Consider the following 16,796-nt stretch of genomic DNA (forward strand, 5'->3'; position numbering starts at 1 on the left):
TCGATCGTTTATACGCGCGCCGTATTCTGGCGCCATGCCCGGAGAAAACATGATTTACACAACTGGCTCCATCGCGGTCAGCGGCAACACCCTGACCGGCACAGGCACAAATTTCACCCAGGCTGGCTCACTCATCCGTAATGGCTGCACCGTACTGGTCATGACCAGCCCCGTGCAGGTATTCCAGATCACAGCCATTGGTAACGCGACCACCCTCACGGTATCACCGGCAGCCAGCCCGGCTATTCCCGCAGGTACTAAATTCGCCATTCTGCTGAGCGACAGCCTGAGCGTGGATGGCCTGGCACAGGATATTGCCGAGACGTTCAGCATGTACCAGCGGTACATGGGCGGCTTTGCTGACGTGATGAACGGCAGTGGAGATGTGACCATCACCATTAACGGTCAGCCTGTCACCGTTCCCGGCCAGAAGACGCTGGCGAAGAAGGGGGCTAACACTGACATCACCAGCCTGGGCGGGCTGACCACTGCACTGAGTATCCAGCAGGGCGGAACCGGTTCAAAATCGGCAGATGATGCGCGCAAAAACCTGGGCATAGTGGACAGTACGGGGACAGTTCCCGTTTCACTTGGTGGTACAGGTGCAAAAAGCAGTACGGATGCGCGCGTAAATTTAGGTGCGGCCTCTGCCGGTGATAATAATGATGTTACAAGTTTTTCCGGAGTAATCGCTCCCCGCGGCTCCATCAATTCACGCTTGTCTGGAGGGGCATCAGTTAAACTTGATTTGGGTGGCGCTCTGGGCACGGCAGTGAAACCTTTTAACCTGAACCTTACCCGGCTCGGAAATGCCACAAATAACTGGAATATTCAGTCCACATACGGCTACCTGGTAGGTGATGACGGATCTTTCAACGCTTCAGGACCGATAATGATTTCTACCGATGGATCTTCCACAGATCGGGTATGGATATTCCGTAACAGTGATGGTGCAATCAAAACCACTTACGGCACTATTTCCCCGGGGGCGTCCGACGAGCGAGTAAAAAATATCGTCCGGGAAATTACGGAAGAAGAGGCGATTAGATTTATCAGCGAAGTGAGACCGATACGATATGCGTTCAAGTGGCGACCGGAGCAGATAAAAGTTGGTTTCAGAGCCCAGAACATTGAAGCGCTGGATCCGGAACTGGTTGAAATTACGTCTCTGACGATTCCAGGGCTGGATGGCAGCGACATTGTAATTCAGGACGGGAAGATGATAGATCCCGGTGAAATCGGCGCGGCTTACCTGGTGCCTGTCGTGCAACAACTTCTGCGGCGCGTCAGCGAGCTTGAAGCAGAAATTAAAACTTTGAACCCGCAGGGATCGTAAAAAAGCCCCGGCGACGGGGCAGTTACATTCCGTGCCTGTCTGGTGCAGGCTACGGGGCTGTTTTAATTTTAGTCGAAAGACGATTTAACTTAAGAAAAATTACCGACGGTTCAAGCCGTTGACAAATCTTCTTGCCGCTTCGTCTTGATAAGCTCTGAAATTCAAAATACTGTGTATATAAACAGTATTAATGAAGGTGCATATCATGCCAAGAAGAGACGATATTGAGACAGCATTCAGGCAGGCCATAGTGATGGAGCCGAGCGGACGGCGAACGGTAACCACGGCAGATTTTTTGAAGGTTTTGCTCACGTTTAACTGGGACTGGACGCCGCGCGAGGCTAACCAGTGGATTGAGGGACACGTCAGCACCTTCAAAGATATCTCTCAACAAGAGGGAGAGCTCCGCACGTTCATGATGTACAACCCGAACGGAGGTCTGTGATGGGATTCCCTTCGCCAGCTACTGACTACATGGATGAAAAGATATCTCTCGACCATGAGCTGATTCGTGTACCTTCCGCGACATACTTCCTGCGCGCCGGCGCCGAGTCCCGGCGCGAATCAATAAAGAAGGGGGCTTTGCTGATTCTGGACATGTCGGTCACTCCGTTAGACGGGTCGATAGTGATGTGCCATCTGGATGAGCAGATGCGTATGCTGCGATTGCGGCTTCACCCGCGACCGAGGCTGGAGGAGCTGGATCGACCAGAAATCACTTACCCGATGACCAGTGATGATTACGACGGCCGCCTGGTATTCAAAGGGGTGATCACCTACATCATCAACGATGCCAGGACTGGGGAGTTTGACTACTGCCCTGTGATGTAATTTTGCACAGGTAGCTCACCCATCGAGTACTACACGTTGAGAGGGTGAGCCGTTGATCACACGTTATTCATTTTCGTGCGACCACATAGGCATTATGCGTTTTGAGATGAAGTAGTTCCAAATATGCAAATGGAATAACCGGAACAAGCGGTTTTGTGTGGATACGCATATTTCTACATCATAACTCTGTACCCTGTTACTGGCGATCAACGTTAGCTTTAATATTATGGGGGTACATCTGGGGGTATTTGATAAAGTGAATTTTATATTTAATATTAAAAATCAAATAATTATATGTCTATATTGAATCCTGTAGGGCATTTAAAATCAGCAGGTTACACTGATTTCAATCCAGCCCCAGACATACGCCACAGCACGCAGTAATTCGCGCATGAATGACAGGTGCTGGCTCTTTGTTGCCTGGCTCACCGGCTTCGCTACGTATGGAGGCGGCTCCCTTCCTTTCCGCAAAGCAGAATCCCGGCGCGTTTGCCAGGTACGAAGATGCCGGCGGTTGATCATCTTCGAGACCGCATCATTAACCTGTTCAGCAGTAATGGTGGAGATGTCACGCCCTGCGAAATGCTGCAGGAAAAACTCTATCTTTGTCCGATCATCGTCAAGTGACCGTTTATCTTCCTTCTCGCGCAGCCATCTGATGCAGCACTCCTCAAACGTCCTCGCCGGTAAATCACCAATCTGATCTACCCGCCACGCTTCAGCCTTTAACTTATCGTGCAGCTCCTGCGCTTGCTTTTTGTCCCCCGTACCAAGAGATCGTCTAATTCTTTTCCCTGACGGCGTAACGAAATGACAGTGCCAGACGCCGCCCCTGAGGGTGATTGACATAAAACTTCTCCTTTATGTTCACCCGCGCTCGCTGCAACAGGATCGCGCCGGGCGTGTAAATACGCAATACAAGCCGCATCGGTTGTGCGGTATTTGTTCCCGATCTTCTGCCCGGCCAATTGACCGGAATCAATCAGCCGGTAAATAGTGCGAGGAGACACGATCAGGAATTCCGCCGCCTGCTGCGCAGTGATTTGCTTTTCAGAAACCATGGTTTACTCCAGGCAAAAAGAAGCCGCCCGCAGGCGGCAAACATCAAGGAATGATAGATAGTTCTTATCGGTGCTTAGCACCCAACAGGCGACTCAGTGAATCGCCTTTAATTTGCGTCACAGGGTAGGTTCTGGGTATTCACACCATTCCACGATATGAATGTCGGCGTGTTGAATGCCCTCAATTTGGAATATCCATTCCCATTTGCCGGTCGGAACGCCACGGCTCATCCATTCAGCGCGCCAGGCAATGAGCAAGCCTTCGCCATTGAGGTCATTAACCAGTAGCCGGTGCGGTGTTCCCACTCGTAATCCGCCTGGGCGTAATCAACAGCCGTCACGAAGTCGTTATAAGCTTCGGTTGCGTTATTGTGGCTGAGACCGGCGTAAGGCGTGTTTGCTGGTGGGATAGAGAAGGTGACGAGTTGTGCCGGTGTTTCCGGGAAGAGGGCGATAATTCTCTCGCCCGGTCATCAACCCATTTTTCACGTTCAATTTCTGCGGGGCTTTTTTATGCGCCTCGCACGCGCAAACACTAACCCGAGCCTTTCAGAAAGCTGAGCCTGAGAACAACCGATGGCATCATTGCGGCCTTTCGGGTGACGGTTGTTCTGTGCGACAGGTTTATCTTCCTGAAAGGAATCGACCATGACATATCCAACTACAGCATTTCTGCATGTTCTGCGGATAACTCAACAATGCGTCTGATTTTAATGACATTATGATAATGTCATCTACTGGTTCTGTAAGGCCATTAACAGGAGTTTTATATGGCGCAGCAAGCGCAAGAAGAGGGTAGCTTACGATTGTTGAGGCTGGGTGAGATAAAACTGGCTAAGTCTGTGTTTGGCGATTCTATCCAATATCATAAAGTCTGGATTCATCATGACAGTTATTTGCCTTTAGGGATGCAAAACCAATACGCAGCGCTGGCCCCGAATGGGGAACTTTATTTTCGTTACTGGTACCAGGACGATTTTTCTAAAGCAGCTGCTGATATGCAATACCTTTTCATCCATGAAATGAGCCACGTTTGGCAGCGTGAGAAAGGAATGTATGTAAAGCTTCGTGGTCTTTTCCGTTGGGCCGTAAGCTATCGGTATGGACTGGATAAACGAACCCTCAGACAGTACCCGTTAGAGCAGCAAGCGCAAATAATTGCTGATCATTTTTCTTAGAGACATTTGGCTACGCTCAATGGCTGGTGTTAAGGGGTAAAAACTATGATGTCGTATCGTATGATGGCGAGCTTGACGAGGCCGTTGTTAGTGGGCGGTACAAACATACGCTGAGGGGTTTTCCGAATGTTTAAATTCTCGAAAGCATGGTTGTTTTCTATTTTCCTTCTGAGTGGCTGCCCTGGACAAGGTGACAGATTAACCCCGAGTGAAACAACAAAAGTAAAACTGATTTCAAATGACGTGTGTTTTAACGTGCCAGAATCTGAAGATTTTCAACCTTCTATTATAATTATTGCCCCAAGAAAAACGCCTCATAAAGAAAGATGGTATCGCGAACACCCCTCTCTTGAGGTCAGAAATGGGAGTCTGTGCATCCCACCGACATTCTACTCATTTACACCTGATACGCCTTACATCGTCGAATATTTGCTTACCTCCTTATCAAAAAGTAATTCTGGTGCTTCAAGACATGTTGTCGTGGGCTTTGAACTTACCAGCGGCAGGGTTCACCAGCTCGTTTTAGATAAAAGTGAGATCAGCCAATAAGAAACTTATACCAACTCCGAATCATGATCGACTAACTCTGCGTACCTCAAAGCCGCCTCCGGGCGGTTTTTTATTGCCATCACAATGGGCAGCCCCATCGTAATGGCATAACCATAAGGGCAATAACATGTCCGACACCTACCAAATCACCATTACCACCACATCAAAAGAAACCTTCACCGGAAAGATGAAACGTAGCCAGCCTGAGCTGGTCAACGTTACCTATGGCACGGCAAGTGGAAGCGTAACAAAGGATATTAAGGTTTCGGTAGACCTTATCAACGTCACTCAGGCAGATGACGGTTCAGTGACGAATCCGGTTAAATATTACACATTTTATTTCAATAGCCTCACCGGTACGGATGTCAATAACACACCGGCAAACGCCACTGTTAACACCACCAAGTTTATTCTCAATGATAACCAGGCGCTTGCGGCGGGGCCGTTCTTCTCGCCGCTGGCGGGCAGTGAGCTGTGGATTCATTTCATGGCTCAACTTGGGGACGGAGAGGGAGCGTATTACAAAATAACGCTCTGGAGTGTGTATGACGATAACAGCCAGGTTCCGGGCACTACGCAGACCCTGACAGGAATCTTTTTAACAGCCGCGGCAGATCTGACGTCATTTACAAGACTGTGAAGGTGACGCCATCCGGCGGGTTTGGTCGGTACTCTGTAACCATTCTCAAAGCCAACAACTCCAGCGACAGCAATAGCCTGCAGATCGCCGAAATTCACTCTGTGCGGATTCTGCAGAATCAGGTGCATGCTGACGATACTTTCGTCCGGGTTACGGTTCAGGCGACGGAGCAGGCCACTGGCGTTCGTGACAGGAAATACAATGCGCTGGTGAAGCGCCACACCATCAGCTACGACCTGGCGACAAGGATGGTGGATTATACACTGCGCCCTTCGCGCAATTTCGCTGATGCTGTCCCGCATACATGGCTGGTCATGGGGGAACAACCCGAGAAAACGATCGACCTGTATGAACTCTATCGAATCGCTGGGAGCATTACGCCGGCTGAACTCGGTTACTTCGATTACACCTTTGACGATGAGGATGTCTCTCTCGGCGCGCGCGTGGAGATGATCTGCAACGCAGCTCGCGTCATTGCCTTCTGGGATAACGGTGTTCTGACGTTCAGTCGTGAAGAGAAACGCACCACGCCAGCAGCGCTCTTCAACCGATCAAATAAGAAGGGAGAAGAGTTCAGGCTCACATATGACATGCGTATGCCGGGCCAGTATGACGGCGTTGAAGTGGAGTATGTCAGCCCGCTAACCAATAAAAAAACTACCTTCGTTACCGCATTACAGCAGCGGGAATTGTTGAGGCCGCTGCGCAAACGCCACTAAAGATAACGCTGAACGGTTGTCGAAATGAGGCTCAGGCGCGTGACAGGGCTCTTCTGGAGGTGAGGAAGTTGCTTTTCTCCCGCCTGCGGATGTCGGGAAAGGTACTTGCCGACGGGGACTATGTTTATCCTGGCGACATGATCATCTTCACCGACACGTACGATATCAACCAGCAGGAAGGCTACATTATCGCCCGCTCCGGTAACAACTTCGATACAAGTGAGCGGATCACCTTTGACAGTGGGATGTGGGTTGTTATCACCGACTCGTTGGGGAACACCACTGCGCGATATCCAGCTTATCCACGTTCAGATACAGACTTCGGTTTTTCTGCATCCATACCAGCCATTCAGCTCAATATCTTTGACGGTTATACGGTGCAGTCTCCGTCCCGGTATGTAATAGCCACCCAAGCAGAACTCGACTTGACTCATGGACGATAGCCGAGAAAAAAACAAATCTAGGCGGAACTACTTCCCTGACGCTGACTGAATATAAAGATCTGATTTACCCATAAGTCTTTCCTCCAACCATCCAACCCAGCCAATGAGCCGGGTTTTTTATGGAAAAAATATGGCTACTACACCGACAAACTTACCAGTTCCGAGTGAGACCTCGCGTGATCTGAAATTCAACGCCGGGAAAATTGATGAGTTCGTTACCTCGCTGGTAAACACTTATATTGACCGGTTCGGGAATGAGCATTACACCATAGAAGGCCTGGCTGGCTGCCTGGCTGGCTGGCGCAGCAGGCAATCGCTCAGTGTGGCTGGATACCACTGGGTACATTTCAAGAGGGGGGCCATAATCACCCTTCCTAATCAGATTTCAAAAGACGAAACCGATAATGAATTTTATCGATGGGATGGCGCACTATCCAAGAATGTACCTGCTAACTCAACGCCAAACTCCACCGGAGGCACTGGCGTTGGAGCATAAGGGAGTGTTGGGAGCTCAGCATTAAGTTCAATACTTTCCTCATCTTCAGGTGCGGGAATGGTTGGATACGATGATAAGACGGTCAAAGAAATTCTCGATAACAGGACAATAGTTGACGCCCGTGATTTCGGCTTGAAATATAATCAGATAAATGCCTCAGCTATTCTGTTAGAGGCTACAAATACATGTGTTAACACTGGTGTCGCATTAGGTATTAGTTGTGATCTAGACTTTGGTAGAGAGACAATTAAAGTCAGGAAGTTATGTGATATATGGGTCTGGAGCACTAATTACTTAAAGCTAATCATAAATATAACTGGCAATACATTAAGGAAAACGATGGTGTTTCACTCAAAACTATAACGCCGGGTGGTGATTATGGTTTTCAAATAAAAAAGGCCGCTTCATGGATTTTTTTTACATCATGGCGACAAACGTAGACACAGTTATTAAGGGGGTGGCGAATAACACAACTGGCTTCCATACATTTGGACTTATAATAATTGTCAATATGCCTGTAATTGATTTTGGTGAAATGGTTGAGTTAAAGCATAGCGATGCCAATAAGTACGCATATAATGGCTCAAAACTTACAAATAATAGGGGGTGGCTCCTGAAGTTGGTCGGTTTAATTGCTAAGCAGCTAGAAGGTCTGGTATATTCTGAAAACCTAATGCATTCAGGAACTAATATACCAACCCGCGAAAATCATTTGAAAGTCAACAATGGAGTTTAAGTAAGCATTAGAAGAACTAACACCTTCTTTGAGAGGGGTAAAAAAGCAATGTTATTCAATAATGTTAGCTATACGGACGTAGGTGGCAATAACCTTATTGCTTTATGCGGATAGCTGACCCCATCCAGTGGCCTGAGAGTAAATAACACATTCTCAAATTATAGAAATATAAACGTTACTGATGGTTCTTTGGAAATTGAGAAACCTAAAAGGTATTAGTCGATATAAATATTGCTAACGGATCTGTTTATATTGGAATTTATCAGGGAACGTCGATGTCAGGGTTGGGAGTGGATATGGGAACGTATTTTGGTATCACGCCATTATCTTCAGTTAGTCATTTAGGAGCTTTGATTCAGGGCAGGTACTCTTTGCATGAGAGATCACAGTCTAGGGGGCTGCTTATTGATAGTAATGGGCTATCTTCTAGGCTCATTGATGTCAATTCTACAACTGGCGATGTAACTAATATTTTTAGACAGAATGATTTGCCAGCAACTGCATCTAAAATACTAGCCTTAAATAAACCTGCAGTAACAGCAATATCTATATTCGGACCTAGATCATATGGTTCTGGAGACCTTAATAATCCCGCCGCGGGAAAAATTACGTGCCAGGTTTACAACTCCGTTATAACAAAGTGTTCTGTCTATGAAATGCTCTATCAAAGAAGGTCATCCATTTCTGCTTGTATCAAACTTATTGACGAATTAGAGGATCACACTATTACTTATGATACCTCAGCCTTCACATTCCAGGTATTGTTAATATGAAATATTCAGGCATTTCCTAAATAGAAAATTTTAGTAGTAAAACGCCATGAGGAAATTTCACATTTGTTATTAGCTCAACAGGTATTTTAACATTTAGCCCTAGATAAAAAACTGATTCTTTTGTGTGAACATCATTCTGTATGTAATGTGTGAGTCGATAGTGTTCACAATGAAAGGTATATCTAGGGACGCACTATCGCGGTCATAGATTTACTGTGGCGGTTTTTTTAAGAGCTTAATGTACTCTCTACCTAATCTTCAATGAAGAACAATAGTTCAAATGTGAAAACTTTTGTCTAAATGTTATGTCATTTGATAAACTCCGGAAACTGAAAGTTTTGCATGATAAAAAACTTCCAGTGGAACAGCTAAAGCCCTTAAAAAATCTATATCTGCTCTATAATTAATTATGTCTGTACTCAATCTAATGATTAAGTTCGGCAATTAATTATCTTTAATAAATGCTGCGCGATTAGTTGTTTTTTTTCTTATTAAAAGCCAGTGTTAATTTTCTTTCCACGACCATGTACATTATGTAGGAAATGAAACAAATTATAAAGACAACAAGTGTAATAGCCAAGTCAGTATTGATCCATCTTAGGCTTTTTGTATATTTTATTGCAGTCCAGATAAATATCATATGTGCAAGGTAAATAGTGTATGAAGCTTCGCCAATTTGCACGAGAACTTTATTAATGAATTTTTCAGAGTTTACTCTTACCAGTGAGAATAGAGTTACAATAAAAAATGAAGGAACGCCGAAAAGCATTACCCTGTCAATTGGTGATTTATAAATAACATTGAAAGATATCAGAATGATTGTAACAAATAATGCTATGCTACCGATTATTGGAGGTATGGAAACTCCTTTGTAACTTAGTGAAATGTACAAATTCGCTGCGATCATACCCATTATAAAATCAATTACAATTGCATTTGAAGTAAGATAATTAATATATTCATTAAATATTAAGTATTTTGAAATGATAAGTAAGGCTATAATTATAGAAGAGCACGAGACTATAACCTTCCATCCCCTAAATACCAAAAGCGCGAGTGCAAAAACTAAATAAAAATATAATTCATACTGCAATGTCCAGCCCTGTCCAATGAATGGGCTAAAGGAATTCTCAGAAATCTTTGCTGGAAGAAGCAAGAAGCTTTGTAATAAAAAAAATGGATCGTACTTTGATATTAGATCGGTTTTACCATATAGAATGAAGGGAAGTGCAAGAGTAAGAATACAGTAAAACCAATAAGTAGGATATATTCTCACAAATCTTTTTTTCAGAAATGAAATTGATTGAGAAACCCCGCTCGGCTTATTATGTGTAGTAATAACCATAATGAAGCCACTTATACAGAAGAACAGATCTACACCAAGACCGCCAACATTATAAATGTTCGAAGAAAACAGCCATGATTCTCCGCTGAATGACTTATGCATGTAGTGAGTAACGTGGTCTATAACTACAGCTACAGCAGCTAAACCTCTAAGTATTTGTATTGAATATAATTTATTCATTGCGCTATGGATTCGTCAAATCGTGAATTATAACATTAAATCGTATTGTTGAAACATAAAGGTGCGGTAACATAACATTTATCACAAGAAAGTCGGGAAGAAGCCAATTCTTGGATTGAGCGTAATCAGGCGGGCTTCGATGACAAGGCGACAGACGGCGGAGACAACCGATATCGGAACCTGCGCATAGGAGGGATTAATGGGCTTCCCTACACCGGCGATGAACTATATAGAGCGCCAGCTATCCTCCGCGTAGCCGCAAAAAAATTTTTTATTCACTCTTGAAAAACGTGCCTGCGACATTATTTTTATTAGCGGACAAGCAAGGCTTGCCTGTAACTTGAACTTTTGAATCGATTATTCAGGAGGTTAACTTATGGCACTCAGAACCTTGTCAGCTCTCCCTGGCTTTTCAGACTCACTTTTTGCCGATCGTTTTAATCGTATTGATTCACTGTTTAGCCAGCTCACCGGCAATACGCCCGTGGCGGCAACACCTGCCTATGATCTGAAAAAAGTCGATGCCAACAACTACCTGTTGCATGTCAGCGTGCCTGGCTGGAAAGAGGAGGAGCTGGAGATCGAGACGGTGGGTGGCAACCTACATATTTCCGGTAAGCGCAGTGAAGAGGCTTCTGAGGAGGAGCAGGGCTGGATCTATAAAGGCATACGGCGTGCGGATTTTCGCCTCAGCTTTTCGCTGCCTGAGCATGCCAAAGTGAGCAATGCGAAATTAGAGAGCGGCATTTTAGAGGTCTCCATTTATCAGGAGATCCCGGAGAGTGAAAAACCCCGTAAAATCGCTATTGAGAATAGTCAGAAGGTGATTGAGCACCAGGCATAATTGTTACGTTTCTTTCTTAATCAACTGTTAAGGCCCGCCCGCGCGGGCCTTATTACCATCACCTGGGGTGATGGCACGCTCAGCTCGTCGCCTGAGCGAGGGCGTTTTTATCCTGATGGAAAATCTTGCTGCAGTGCGGGCACATTAACATCGCCCCTTTCTGGACGCGGGAAAAACTGTGTTCGGAATGTTGTGAGCAGTGAGGGCAGGAACATTTTACGAGGTAGTTACGGCGGTTTTTAGAATCTTTGCGTTGTGACATAGATTTTTTCCTGATGAATGGCCGGCAACCATACACGATTCTGCTGCGCATAGCTCGATATCATTACTTTTTACGATCGCGAAGACACGCAGATGAGCCCAGGATAAATCCCAATATTGAGCAGGCTTTTTAATCTAACGCTATGATTTGAATAGCTATCATCATTACCCCCTATTAACCCTGATAATGTTTCTGCGCCGCTCTGCCCGAGCGGCTTTTTTTTCCCTTTCAACCCGTTCAGCGGCATTTTATTCATATCTTAAATGGGATGTGATTGCATCCTGCCGCCTCTGGTGGTGTTATATCCCCCCACTGGGCACGAAACCTGAGGAGGAAGCAGTGTTAGAAGGATATTTTGATCTTGATGGCGCAACCGGCAATGATGCGCTGGAAAACAGAAAACGGTTATTAGCCGTGCAGGCAGCACTGGAAATTTCGAAAGCGGCTGTCTCCGCAACTACTGCAAATGCCGGCATTCGCAGCCAGATGGATTTACGTAATGTCTCGCAAGAAGTCGCTACCCTTGCAGATGCTATTCAGGACGCGTTGGAAGCAGATTAACGTTTTATCCCGCATTGATGAAGCAGCCCGGATGGGCGACTTCATCAATTTATCCTCATTTATATCTCCGCCTCATCCTTGATTATCATCACAATTCACGTTTTGAGCGCTTGAGCCAGATAATGGGATTCGTTATAAGAGTCCACCCGGGTCGTCATCAATAAACCGAGCGAAACCTGATCCCCTTAATGCCTGCCAGGCGTTAAGGGAATCAGGTTTTTTTTCGCCTGTCGTTCGGCGTTCCACGACGAGGCGCTATGACAACAAGGAGAGAGAAGCGATGAAAATGGTATTTCCCGACGGGTTTTTATGGGGCGGGGCGGTCGCCGCAAACCAGATCGAAGGTGCATGGAATCAGGGTGGAAAAGGCGTCTCGACCGCCGATCTGCAGCCCAGGGGAATCGATGGTGAGATTGCAGTGCGCCCTGGCACAAACGGCAACCTCAAAGATATTGCCATCGATTTTTACCACCGCTATCCGCAAGATATAAAACTCTTCGCTGAAATGGGATTTACCATCCTGCGCACCTCTATTGCCTGGGCGCGAATATACCCTAACGGCGATGAAACAGAACCCAACGAAGCGGGGCTGGCGTTCTACGATCGTCTTTTTGATGAGATGGCGCAGCACGGGATTCAGCCACTGATCACGCTTTCACATTACGAAATGCCCTTTGGCCTGGTGAAAAAGTATGACGGCTGGATCGGGCGGCAGGTTATCGATCTTTTTGAACGTTACGCTCGCACGGTATTTACCCGCTATCGTCATAAAGTGAAATATTGGCTCACCTTTAATGAGATCAATATGGCGCTTTACGCCCCTTTTACCGGCGTAGGTTTGATGGGGGAGCGCAGCAAGCAGGAGATTTATCAGGCGCTTCATCATCAACTGGTCGCCAGCGCGCGGGCTGTCAAAGCGTGTCATGAAATTATTGAGGACGCGAGAATCGGCTGCATGCTGCTAGGGGCGATACGCTATCCCATTAGTTGTAAACCTGAAGATCTCCTGCAAGCGCAGCAGGAGAACCGCGAGTGGCTTTTCTTCGGCGATGTTCAGGCGCGAGGCGAATACCCGGCATGGATTGCGCGCTACTTCCGTGAAAATGGTATTACGCTCTGCATAACGCCACAGGACAGGCAAGATCTTAAAGAGACAGTCGATTTTGTCTCCTTCAGCTATTACATGAGCGGTTGCTCCGCCGCACGTCCCGATCTCTACCAGCGCGGTCATGGCACTCTTCTCAATATGATCCCCAACCCTTTCCTATCCGCCTCGGAGTGGGGATGGCAGATCGATCCTCAGGGGCTACGATTTCTGCTCAACGAACTCTACGATCGCTATCGTAAGCCACTCTTTATTGTGGAAAACGGCCTCGGGGCGAAAGATGTACCTGAGCTGGATGGTTCGATCGAAGACGACTATCGCATTCACTATCTCCACTCGCACCTGGTAGAGGTTCGTAAGGCGATTGAAGATGGTGTTGAACTGCTTGGTTACACCAGCTGGGGGCCGATAGATCTGGTCAGCGCCAGCGCTGGGCAGATGTCAAAACGCTACGGTTTTATCTATGTTGATCGCGACGATGGCGGTAACGGCAGCCTGGTGCGTCAGCGTAAGAAAAGCTTTTACTGGTACCGCGATGTGATCCATAGCAATGGAGCCAGTTTGAGCGAGCCGATTTAAGTTGATAGCCCTCAAACACTAAAAATGGTCATCGCCGTACTGCGATGGCCTTTTTGCTCTCTCCTCAATGGACAGCGGCGACAAAAGACATATTTAGGTTGTCTGATAACACGGAAGAAGAAGAATGAATTGCAATGTTCTGGCAGACAATATTCTGCGGCTGGTGGGGGGCGAAAGTAACGTCATATCGGTAATCCATTGCGCAACACGTTTACGGTTCACCATTATTGATAACCGCAAGGCGAAACTGGCGGAGCTCAGGGCGCTGGATGGCGTGCTCACTGTAGTCAGTGAAGAGGATCGGTTACAGGTCGTCATTGGCAATCGCGTAGAGAAAGTCTTCCACGCCCTGAGCGTGCGTTGCGGTTCGTTAAGCAATGAGCAAAAGAGCATGCAGTATAAAAGGGCAGGCTGCGCGCGGTTAATGAAGTGGGTCGATGATCTTACCGATCTAACGATGCCCCTTCTCGGGGTGATGATGGCCGCAGGGATCCTGAAAGGTATTCTTATCATGAGTGTGGATGCCGGATGGCTGAACCGTGACAGGCAAAGTGCTGCTACTCTGTTTGCCATTGCTGAAAGCCCTTTTAACTTTCTGCCCATTTTTCTCGCTATCCTCTGCGCGCGCAAATTTAAGGCTAATCTTTTTATTGCCGTCGCGATGGCAGGCGCCTCTCTCTCTCCGCTAGGCATGGGGCTACCTACAACCGGGCAAACGGAGGCTTTTCCTGGCCTTTCTCTCAGGATAATGAACAATAGCGGCTCAATGATTCCGGTTATCGCCGGCGTCTGGTTACTGTCGCGTATTGAGCAGGCCATTGACCGCTATTGTGGTGCGGCGAAACGCGCGATAGCAACGCCCTGCTTGCTAATTCTTATTGTCGTACCCTTTATCTTGCTGATCCTGTTTCCGGTTGGTGTGAGCATAAGCCAGGGAATTAGCGCGCTATTTAGCGCGCTTTATAGCATCAGCCCCATTTTTACCTGTGCATTAATGGCCGCAGCATGGCCGCTGCTGCTGATGCTCGGCCTTCACCAGGCATTTATTGTGCTTTTTATTAATGATATTTCGGTGATGGGGCAAAGTTTTTTGCTGGCGGCCTGCGGCCCGGCAATATTTGCCTGCTCCGCTATGTTGCTGGCGGTCAATCTGCGTACCCGTAACAGTAAATTGAAAGCATTGACTGGGGCCGCAATTATCCCTTCGCTTTTTGGTCTCAGCGAGCCGGCTATTTATGGCGTAACATTAAAACGTAAGAAAATGTTTTTTTGCGTTCTGATGGTCTCGGCATTTGGCGGCGCCATGGTTGGCTATGGCAAAAGTTTCGCTATCGCAATGGCTTTGCCCGGCGTGCTGACATTCCCGGTTTTTTATGGCGAAGGCGTTATCACCTTTATTCTTGCGTGCAGCCTCGCATTTTTAGGCAGTCTGGGATTAATCCTGCTAACAGGGTTTGAAGAGGGAGCGCTGCTGGTAAGCCAGGGCGAATCTTCGGCGGGAGAAAATATAGCAGTAAGGCCTCTTCCGCCTCCACCGAAACCGGTTTCAGATATTACGGAGCAAATTATAGCCCCGGTTTCAGGAGAGCTTATCTCACTTGCCGACGTCAATGATGGCGTCTTTTCTACTGGCAGCGTCGGGCCCGGTTTCGCGATTATTCCCGATGAGGGATACGTTTATTCACCGGTGGATGGTTATATCTCCAACACATACGCCAGTAGGCATGCAATAGGGATCCGCTCTAACGCCGGGGCTGAGATTCTGATTCACGTCGGCATTAATACCGTGCAATTGGCTGGAAACTATTTTTGGGTCCAGGTAAAAGCGGGAGAGGCAGTAAAACAGGGACAACTGTTAATGACTTTCGATCTTCTGGCTATCGCTGCTGAAGGTTATGACACGGTGACTCCCGTCATCATCACTAATAGCGAGGCCTGGCGCACTTTAGATGTCAGCGAAAAGCCGCGCTCGCGCAGCGGTGAACGCAGTTCGGCATTATCGGTATAACGCTTATACGGCAAGGAGGGAGGCCTATTCTTGCAGGCATTATATTTAAATATAGCCCTGGTAAAAACAGGCTTAATGCACTATTTGCAAAGAAAATGAGGATGTTGCAAAGCAGACAAAAAAAGAGGGCGATATTATTATCGCCCTGCCATCTTAGATGGAGAAGTCTTCCAGCTTTTTGCCTTCTTCCAGTGCTTTAGCGATGACCTTCGGCGTACGGCCCTGGCCAGTCCAGCTTTTTTCAGTACCGTCTTCGTCAATATACTTATATTTAGCAGGACGCGGTGCGCGAACGGATTTGGTTTTAGTCGTCTGACCTTTCAATGAGGATAAAAGTTCGGTTGGGTCGATACCTTCATCCATCAATTTCTGACGAAATGCCGCTAGTTTAGCCTCTTTTTCTTCCTGCTCTTTACGTAAGGAAGATTCTTCTTCGCGGCGCTCTTCTACAACCACGGACAATTTTTCAAGCATTTCTTCCAGCGTTTCGAGTGTAACTTCACGTGCCTGAACTCGCAGGGTGCGAATGTTATTTAACGATTTAAGTGCTTCTGACATGATGTCACTCCGTGTGCGGGTAAATGAAAATCGATCGGAATTAATTTTTAGTGATAATGAGATAAAAATCAACTTAGGATTATATGTTTTATCAAATAGCCGTAGGAAATTGCAACCCTTGATGTTGGGTTGCTCTGTTGTACTAAGAAATTTAGTAAGATTGCGCTGTGATAAAGGCCGGGTCATTTAAGGGTTATTTTTAACTTAAGCCCTGGTGGAAGCTTAAGCACTACTAAGAAAATAGCTTATAGGTAAGAGGTGCGGCGATTTCAGTCACGCTGTAGCATCACTTAAACATTAAGCATGAACTTTGTTCAACAACGTCGCAATAAGCGACAGAAAGTTTCACTTATATCGGTCATAACTGAGAATATTCTCAGTTAGAAGCAAATTCTCACTTTCAGATCATTCTTCGCAGAGAAACGCCTCAGGTTAATGTGCCGTAGCCAGCGTTATTTCTGCAGGCGGTCGGGGTAAAGATATTTGCCCGGCGCACTTTCATCACTATTGCGATAAAAATCTCTATATGCATTACGCGAAGGCTGAGAAAATTTCACGTTAACTTCAGGTTATGCCAGTGGTCGAAAACGGC

General features: G+C 46.7%; 20 protein-coding genes and 1 pseudogene. 15 read left to right on the top strand and 6 right to left on the bottom strand.

From position 1 onward, the window contains the following. The first annotated feature begins 49 nt into the window (after positions 1-49). From HF650_RS06455 to HF650_RS06465, 3 genes are all read left to right on the top strand, one after another. Positions 50-1,336: a tail fiber domain-containing protein gene (locus HF650_RS06455; protein ID WP_187801672.1), complete on the top strand. Its 1,287-nt coding sequence runs from the start codon at positions 50-52 to the stop codon at positions 1,334-1,336. Positions 1,337-1,541: 205 nt separating this feature from the next. After that, positions 1,542-1,781 carry a DNA polymerase V gene (locus HF650_RS06460; RefSeq protein WP_187801673.1) on the top strand — a complete coding sequence of 80 codons (240 nt, stop codon included), beginning with the start codon at positions 1,542-1,544 and terminating at the stop codon, positions 1,779-1,781. Positions 1,782-1,810: 29 nt separating this feature from the next. Then, positions 1,811-2,167 carry a hypothetical protein gene (locus tag HF650_RS06465; RefSeq protein ID WP_249118866.1) on the top strand — a complete coding sequence of 119 codons (357 nt, stop codon included), beginning with the start codon at positions 1,811-1,813 and terminating at the stop codon, positions 2,165-2,167. Between the two features lie 339 nt (positions 2,168-2,506). On the opposite strand, the pseudogene HF650_RS25225 reads toward HF650_RS06465, so the two are convergent. From HF650_RS25225 to HF650_RS06475, 3 genes and pseudogenes are all read right to left on the bottom strand, one after another. Further along, a pseudogene (locus tag HF650_RS25225) lies at positions 2,507-3,010 on the bottom strand (integrase); the annotation flags it as partial. After that, on the bottom strand, positions 2,893-3,228 hold the full coding sequence (locus HF650_RS06470; RefSeq protein ID WP_187801675.1) for a helix-turn-helix domain-containing protein: 336 nt from the start codon (positions 3,226-3,228) through the stop codon (positions 2,893-2,895). The gene HF650_RS06470 and the pseudogene HF650_RS25225, both read right to left, overlap by 118 nt. A 117-nt stretch (positions 3,229-3,345) precedes the next feature. Continuing rightward, positions 3,346-3,534 carry a hypothetical protein gene (locus HF650_RS06475; RefSeq protein WP_187801676.1) on the bottom strand — a complete coding sequence of 63 codons (189 nt, stop codon included), beginning with the start codon at positions 3,532-3,534 and terminating at the stop codon, positions 3,346-3,348. A gap of 464 nt (positions 3,535-3,998) precedes the next feature. On the opposite strand from HF650_RS06475, the gene HF650_RS06485 reads away from it, so the two are divergent. From HF650_RS06485 to HF650_RS06520, 8 genes are all read left to right on the top strand, one after another. Then, the gene (locus tag HF650_RS06485) at positions 3,999-4,406 is read left to right on the top strand and encodes a type IV secretion protein Rhs (protein ID WP_346014250.1); all 408 of its coding nucleotides are present in this window, start codon (positions 3,999-4,001) and stop codon (positions 4,404-4,406) included. 126 nt (positions 4,407-4,532) lie between these two features. Continuing rightward, on the top strand, positions 4,533-4,955 hold the full coding sequence (locus HF650_RS06490; protein ID WP_187801677.1) for a putative T6SS immunity periplasmic lipoprotein: 423 nt from the start codon (positions 4,533-4,535) through the stop codon (positions 4,953-4,955). 127 nt (positions 4,956-5,082) lie between these two features. Continuing rightward, positions 5,083-5,595, top strand: coding sequence for a hypothetical protein (locus HF650_RS06495; protein WP_187802817.1), 513 nt, complete (start codon positions 5,083-5,085; stop codon positions 5,593-5,595). Positions 5,596-5,597: 2 nt separating this feature from the next. Further along, positions 5,598-6,314 (top strand): host specificity factor TipJ family phage tail protein, encoded by a 717-nt coding sequence (locus HF650_RS25495; protein ID WP_187801678.1) that lies wholly within the window; start codon positions 5,598-5,600, stop codon positions 6,312-6,314. Positions 6,315-6,322: 8 nt separating this feature from the next. Then, positions 6,323-6,757, top strand: a complete 435-nt coding sequence (locus HF650_RS25500; protein ID WP_256433038.1) for a hypothetical protein — start codon at positions 6,323-6,325, stop codon at positions 6,755-6,757. A 130-nt stretch (positions 6,758-6,887) separates the two neighbouring features. Further along, positions 6,888-7,253, top strand: coding sequence for a hypothetical protein (locus tag HF650_RS06510; protein ID WP_223284279.1), 366 nt, complete (start codon positions 6,888-6,890; stop codon positions 7,251-7,253). A 406-nt stretch (positions 7,254-7,659) separates the two neighbouring features. Next, the gene (locus HF650_RS06515; protein ID WP_187801680.1) at positions 7,660-7,989 is read left to right on the top strand and encodes a hypothetical protein; all 330 of its coding nucleotides are present in this window, start codon (positions 7,660-7,662) and stop codon (positions 7,987-7,989) included. 275 nt (positions 7,990-8,264) lie between these two features. Further along, positions 8,265-8,762: a hypothetical protein gene (locus HF650_RS06520; RefSeq protein WP_187801681.1), complete on the top strand. Its 498-nt coding sequence runs from the start codon at positions 8,265-8,267 to the stop codon at positions 8,760-8,762. A gap of 472 nt (positions 8,763-9,234) precedes the next feature. Here the strand turns inward: HF650_RS06520 and HF650_RS06525 are convergent, their stop codons facing one another. After that, the gene (locus tag HF650_RS06525) at positions 9,235-10,287 is read right to left on the bottom strand and encodes an acyltransferase (protein ID WP_187801682.1); all 1,053 of its coding nucleotides are present in this window, start codon (positions 10,285-10,287) and stop codon (positions 9,235-9,237) included. A 376-nt stretch (positions 10,288-10,663) separates the two neighbouring features. Here HF650_RS06525 and HF650_RS06530 point away from each other — a divergent pair, with 376 nt between their 5' ends. Continuing rightward, on the top strand, positions 10,664-11,131 hold the full coding sequence (locus tag HF650_RS06530; RefSeq protein WP_187801683.1) for an Hsp20 family protein: 468 nt from the start codon (positions 10,664-10,666) through the stop codon (positions 11,129-11,131). 79 nt (positions 11,132-11,210) lie between these two features. On the opposite strand, the gene HF650_RS25230 is transcribed toward HF650_RS06530, so the two are convergent. After that, a complete protein-coding gene (locus tag HF650_RS25230; protein ID WP_346014251.1) occupies positions 11,211-11,444 on the bottom strand; it encodes a YnfU family zinc-binding protein in 234 nt (77 codons plus the stop codon). A gap of 288 nt (positions 11,445-11,732) precedes the next feature. Here HF650_RS25230 and HF650_RS06535 point away from each other — a divergent pair, with 288 nt between their 5' ends. The 3 genes from HF650_RS06535 (at position 11,733) to HF650_RS06545 (ending at position 15,646) form a co-directional block, all read left to right on the top strand. Next, on the top strand, positions 11,733-11,954 hold the full coding sequence (locus HF650_RS06535; protein ID WP_187801684.1) for a hypothetical protein: 222 nt from the start codon (positions 11,733-11,735) through the stop codon (positions 11,952-11,954). 280 nt (positions 11,955-12,234) lie between these two features. Continuing rightward, positions 12,235-13,638 carry a 6-phospho-beta-glucosidase gene (gene ascB / locus HF650_RS06540; RefSeq protein ID WP_187801685.1) on the top strand — a complete coding sequence of 468 codons (1,404 nt, stop codon included), beginning with the start codon at positions 12,235-12,237 and terminating at the stop codon, positions 13,636-13,638. Positions 13,639-13,762: 124 nt separating this feature from the next. After that, a complete protein-coding gene (locus HF650_RS06545; protein ID WP_187801686.1) occupies positions 13,763-15,646 on the top strand; it encodes a glucose PTS transporter subunit IIA in 1,884 nt (627 codons plus the stop codon). Positions 15,647-15,799: 153 nt separating this feature from the next. Here HF650_RS06545 and HF650_RS06550 read toward each other — a convergent pair whose 3' ends face one another. Further along, positions 15,800-16,204 carry an H-NS family nucleoid-associated regulatory protein gene (locus HF650_RS06550; RefSeq protein WP_187801687.1) on the bottom strand — a complete coding sequence of 135 codons (405 nt, stop codon included), beginning with the start codon at positions 16,202-16,204 and terminating at the stop codon, positions 15,800-15,802. Between the last annotated feature and the right edge of the window lie 592 nt (positions 16,205-16,796).

The organism is Kosakonia sp. SMBL-WEM22, assembly GCF_014490785.1.
Lineage (GTDB): Bacteria > Pseudomonadota > Gammaproteobacteria > Enterobacterales > Enterobacteriaceae > Kosakonia.

Bases quoted from the DNA above. Each gene is read 5' to 3' on its own strand.
- HF650_RS06455 (WP_187801672.1), top strand. From the start codon at position 50: ATGATTTACACAACTGGCTCCATCGCGGTCAGCGGCAACACCCTGACC.
- HF650_RS06460 (WP_187801673.1), top strand. From the start codon at position 1,542: ATGCCAAGAAGAGACGATATTGAGACAGCATTCAGGCAGGCCATAGTG.
- HF650_RS06465 (WP_249118866.1), top strand. From the start codon at position 1,811: ATGGATGAAAAGATATCTCTCGACCATGAGCTGATTCGTGTACCTTCC.
- HF650_RS06470 (WP_187801675.1), bottom strand. From the start codon at position 3,228: ATGGTTTCTGAAAAGCAAATCACTGCGCAGCAGGCGGCGGAATTCCTG.
- HF650_RS06485 (WP_346014250.1), top strand. From the start codon at position 3,999: ATGGCGCAGCAAGCGCAAGAAGAGGGTAGCTTACGATTGTTGAGGCTG.
- HF650_RS06490 (WP_187801677.1), top strand. From the start codon at position 4,533: ATGTTTAAATTCTCGAAAGCATGGTTGTTTTCTATTTTCCTTCTGAGT.
- HF650_RS06495 (WP_187802817.1), top strand. From the start codon at position 5,083: ATGTCCGACACCTACCAAATCACCATTACCACCACATCAAAAGAAACC.
- HF650_RS06510 (WP_223284279.1), top strand. From the start codon at position 6,888: ATGGCTACTACACCGACAAACTTACCAGTTCCGAGTGAGACCTCGCGT.
- HF650_RS06515 (WP_187801680.1), top strand. From the start codon at position 7,660: ATGGATTTTTTTTACATCATGGCGACAAACGTAGACACAGTTATTAAG.
- HF650_RS06520 (WP_187801681.1), top strand. From the start codon at position 8,265: ATGTCAGGGTTGGGAGTGGATATGGGAACGTATTTTGGTATCACGCCA.
- HF650_RS06525 (WP_187801682.1), bottom strand. From the start codon at position 10,287: ATGAATAAATTATATTCAATACAAATACTTAGAGGTTTAGCTGCTGTA.
- HF650_RS06530 (WP_187801683.1), top strand. From the start codon at position 10,664: ATGGCACTCAGAACCTTGTCAGCTCTCCCTGGCTTTTCAGACTCACTT.
- HF650_RS25230 (WP_346014251.1), bottom strand. From the start codon at position 11,444: ATGCGCAGCAGAATCGTGTATGGTTGCCGGCCATTCATCAGGAAAAAA.
- ascB (WP_187801685.1), top strand. From the start codon at position 12,235: ATGAAAATGGTATTTCCCGACGGGTTTTTATGGGGCGGGGCGGTCGCC.
- HF650_RS06545 (WP_187801686.1), top strand. From the start codon at position 13,763: ATGAATTGCAATGTTCTGGCAGACAATATTCTGCGGCTGGTGGGGGGC.
- HF650_RS06550 (WP_187801687.1), bottom strand. From the start codon at position 16,204: ATGTCAGAAGCACTTAAATCGTTAAATAACATTCGCACCCTGCGAGTT.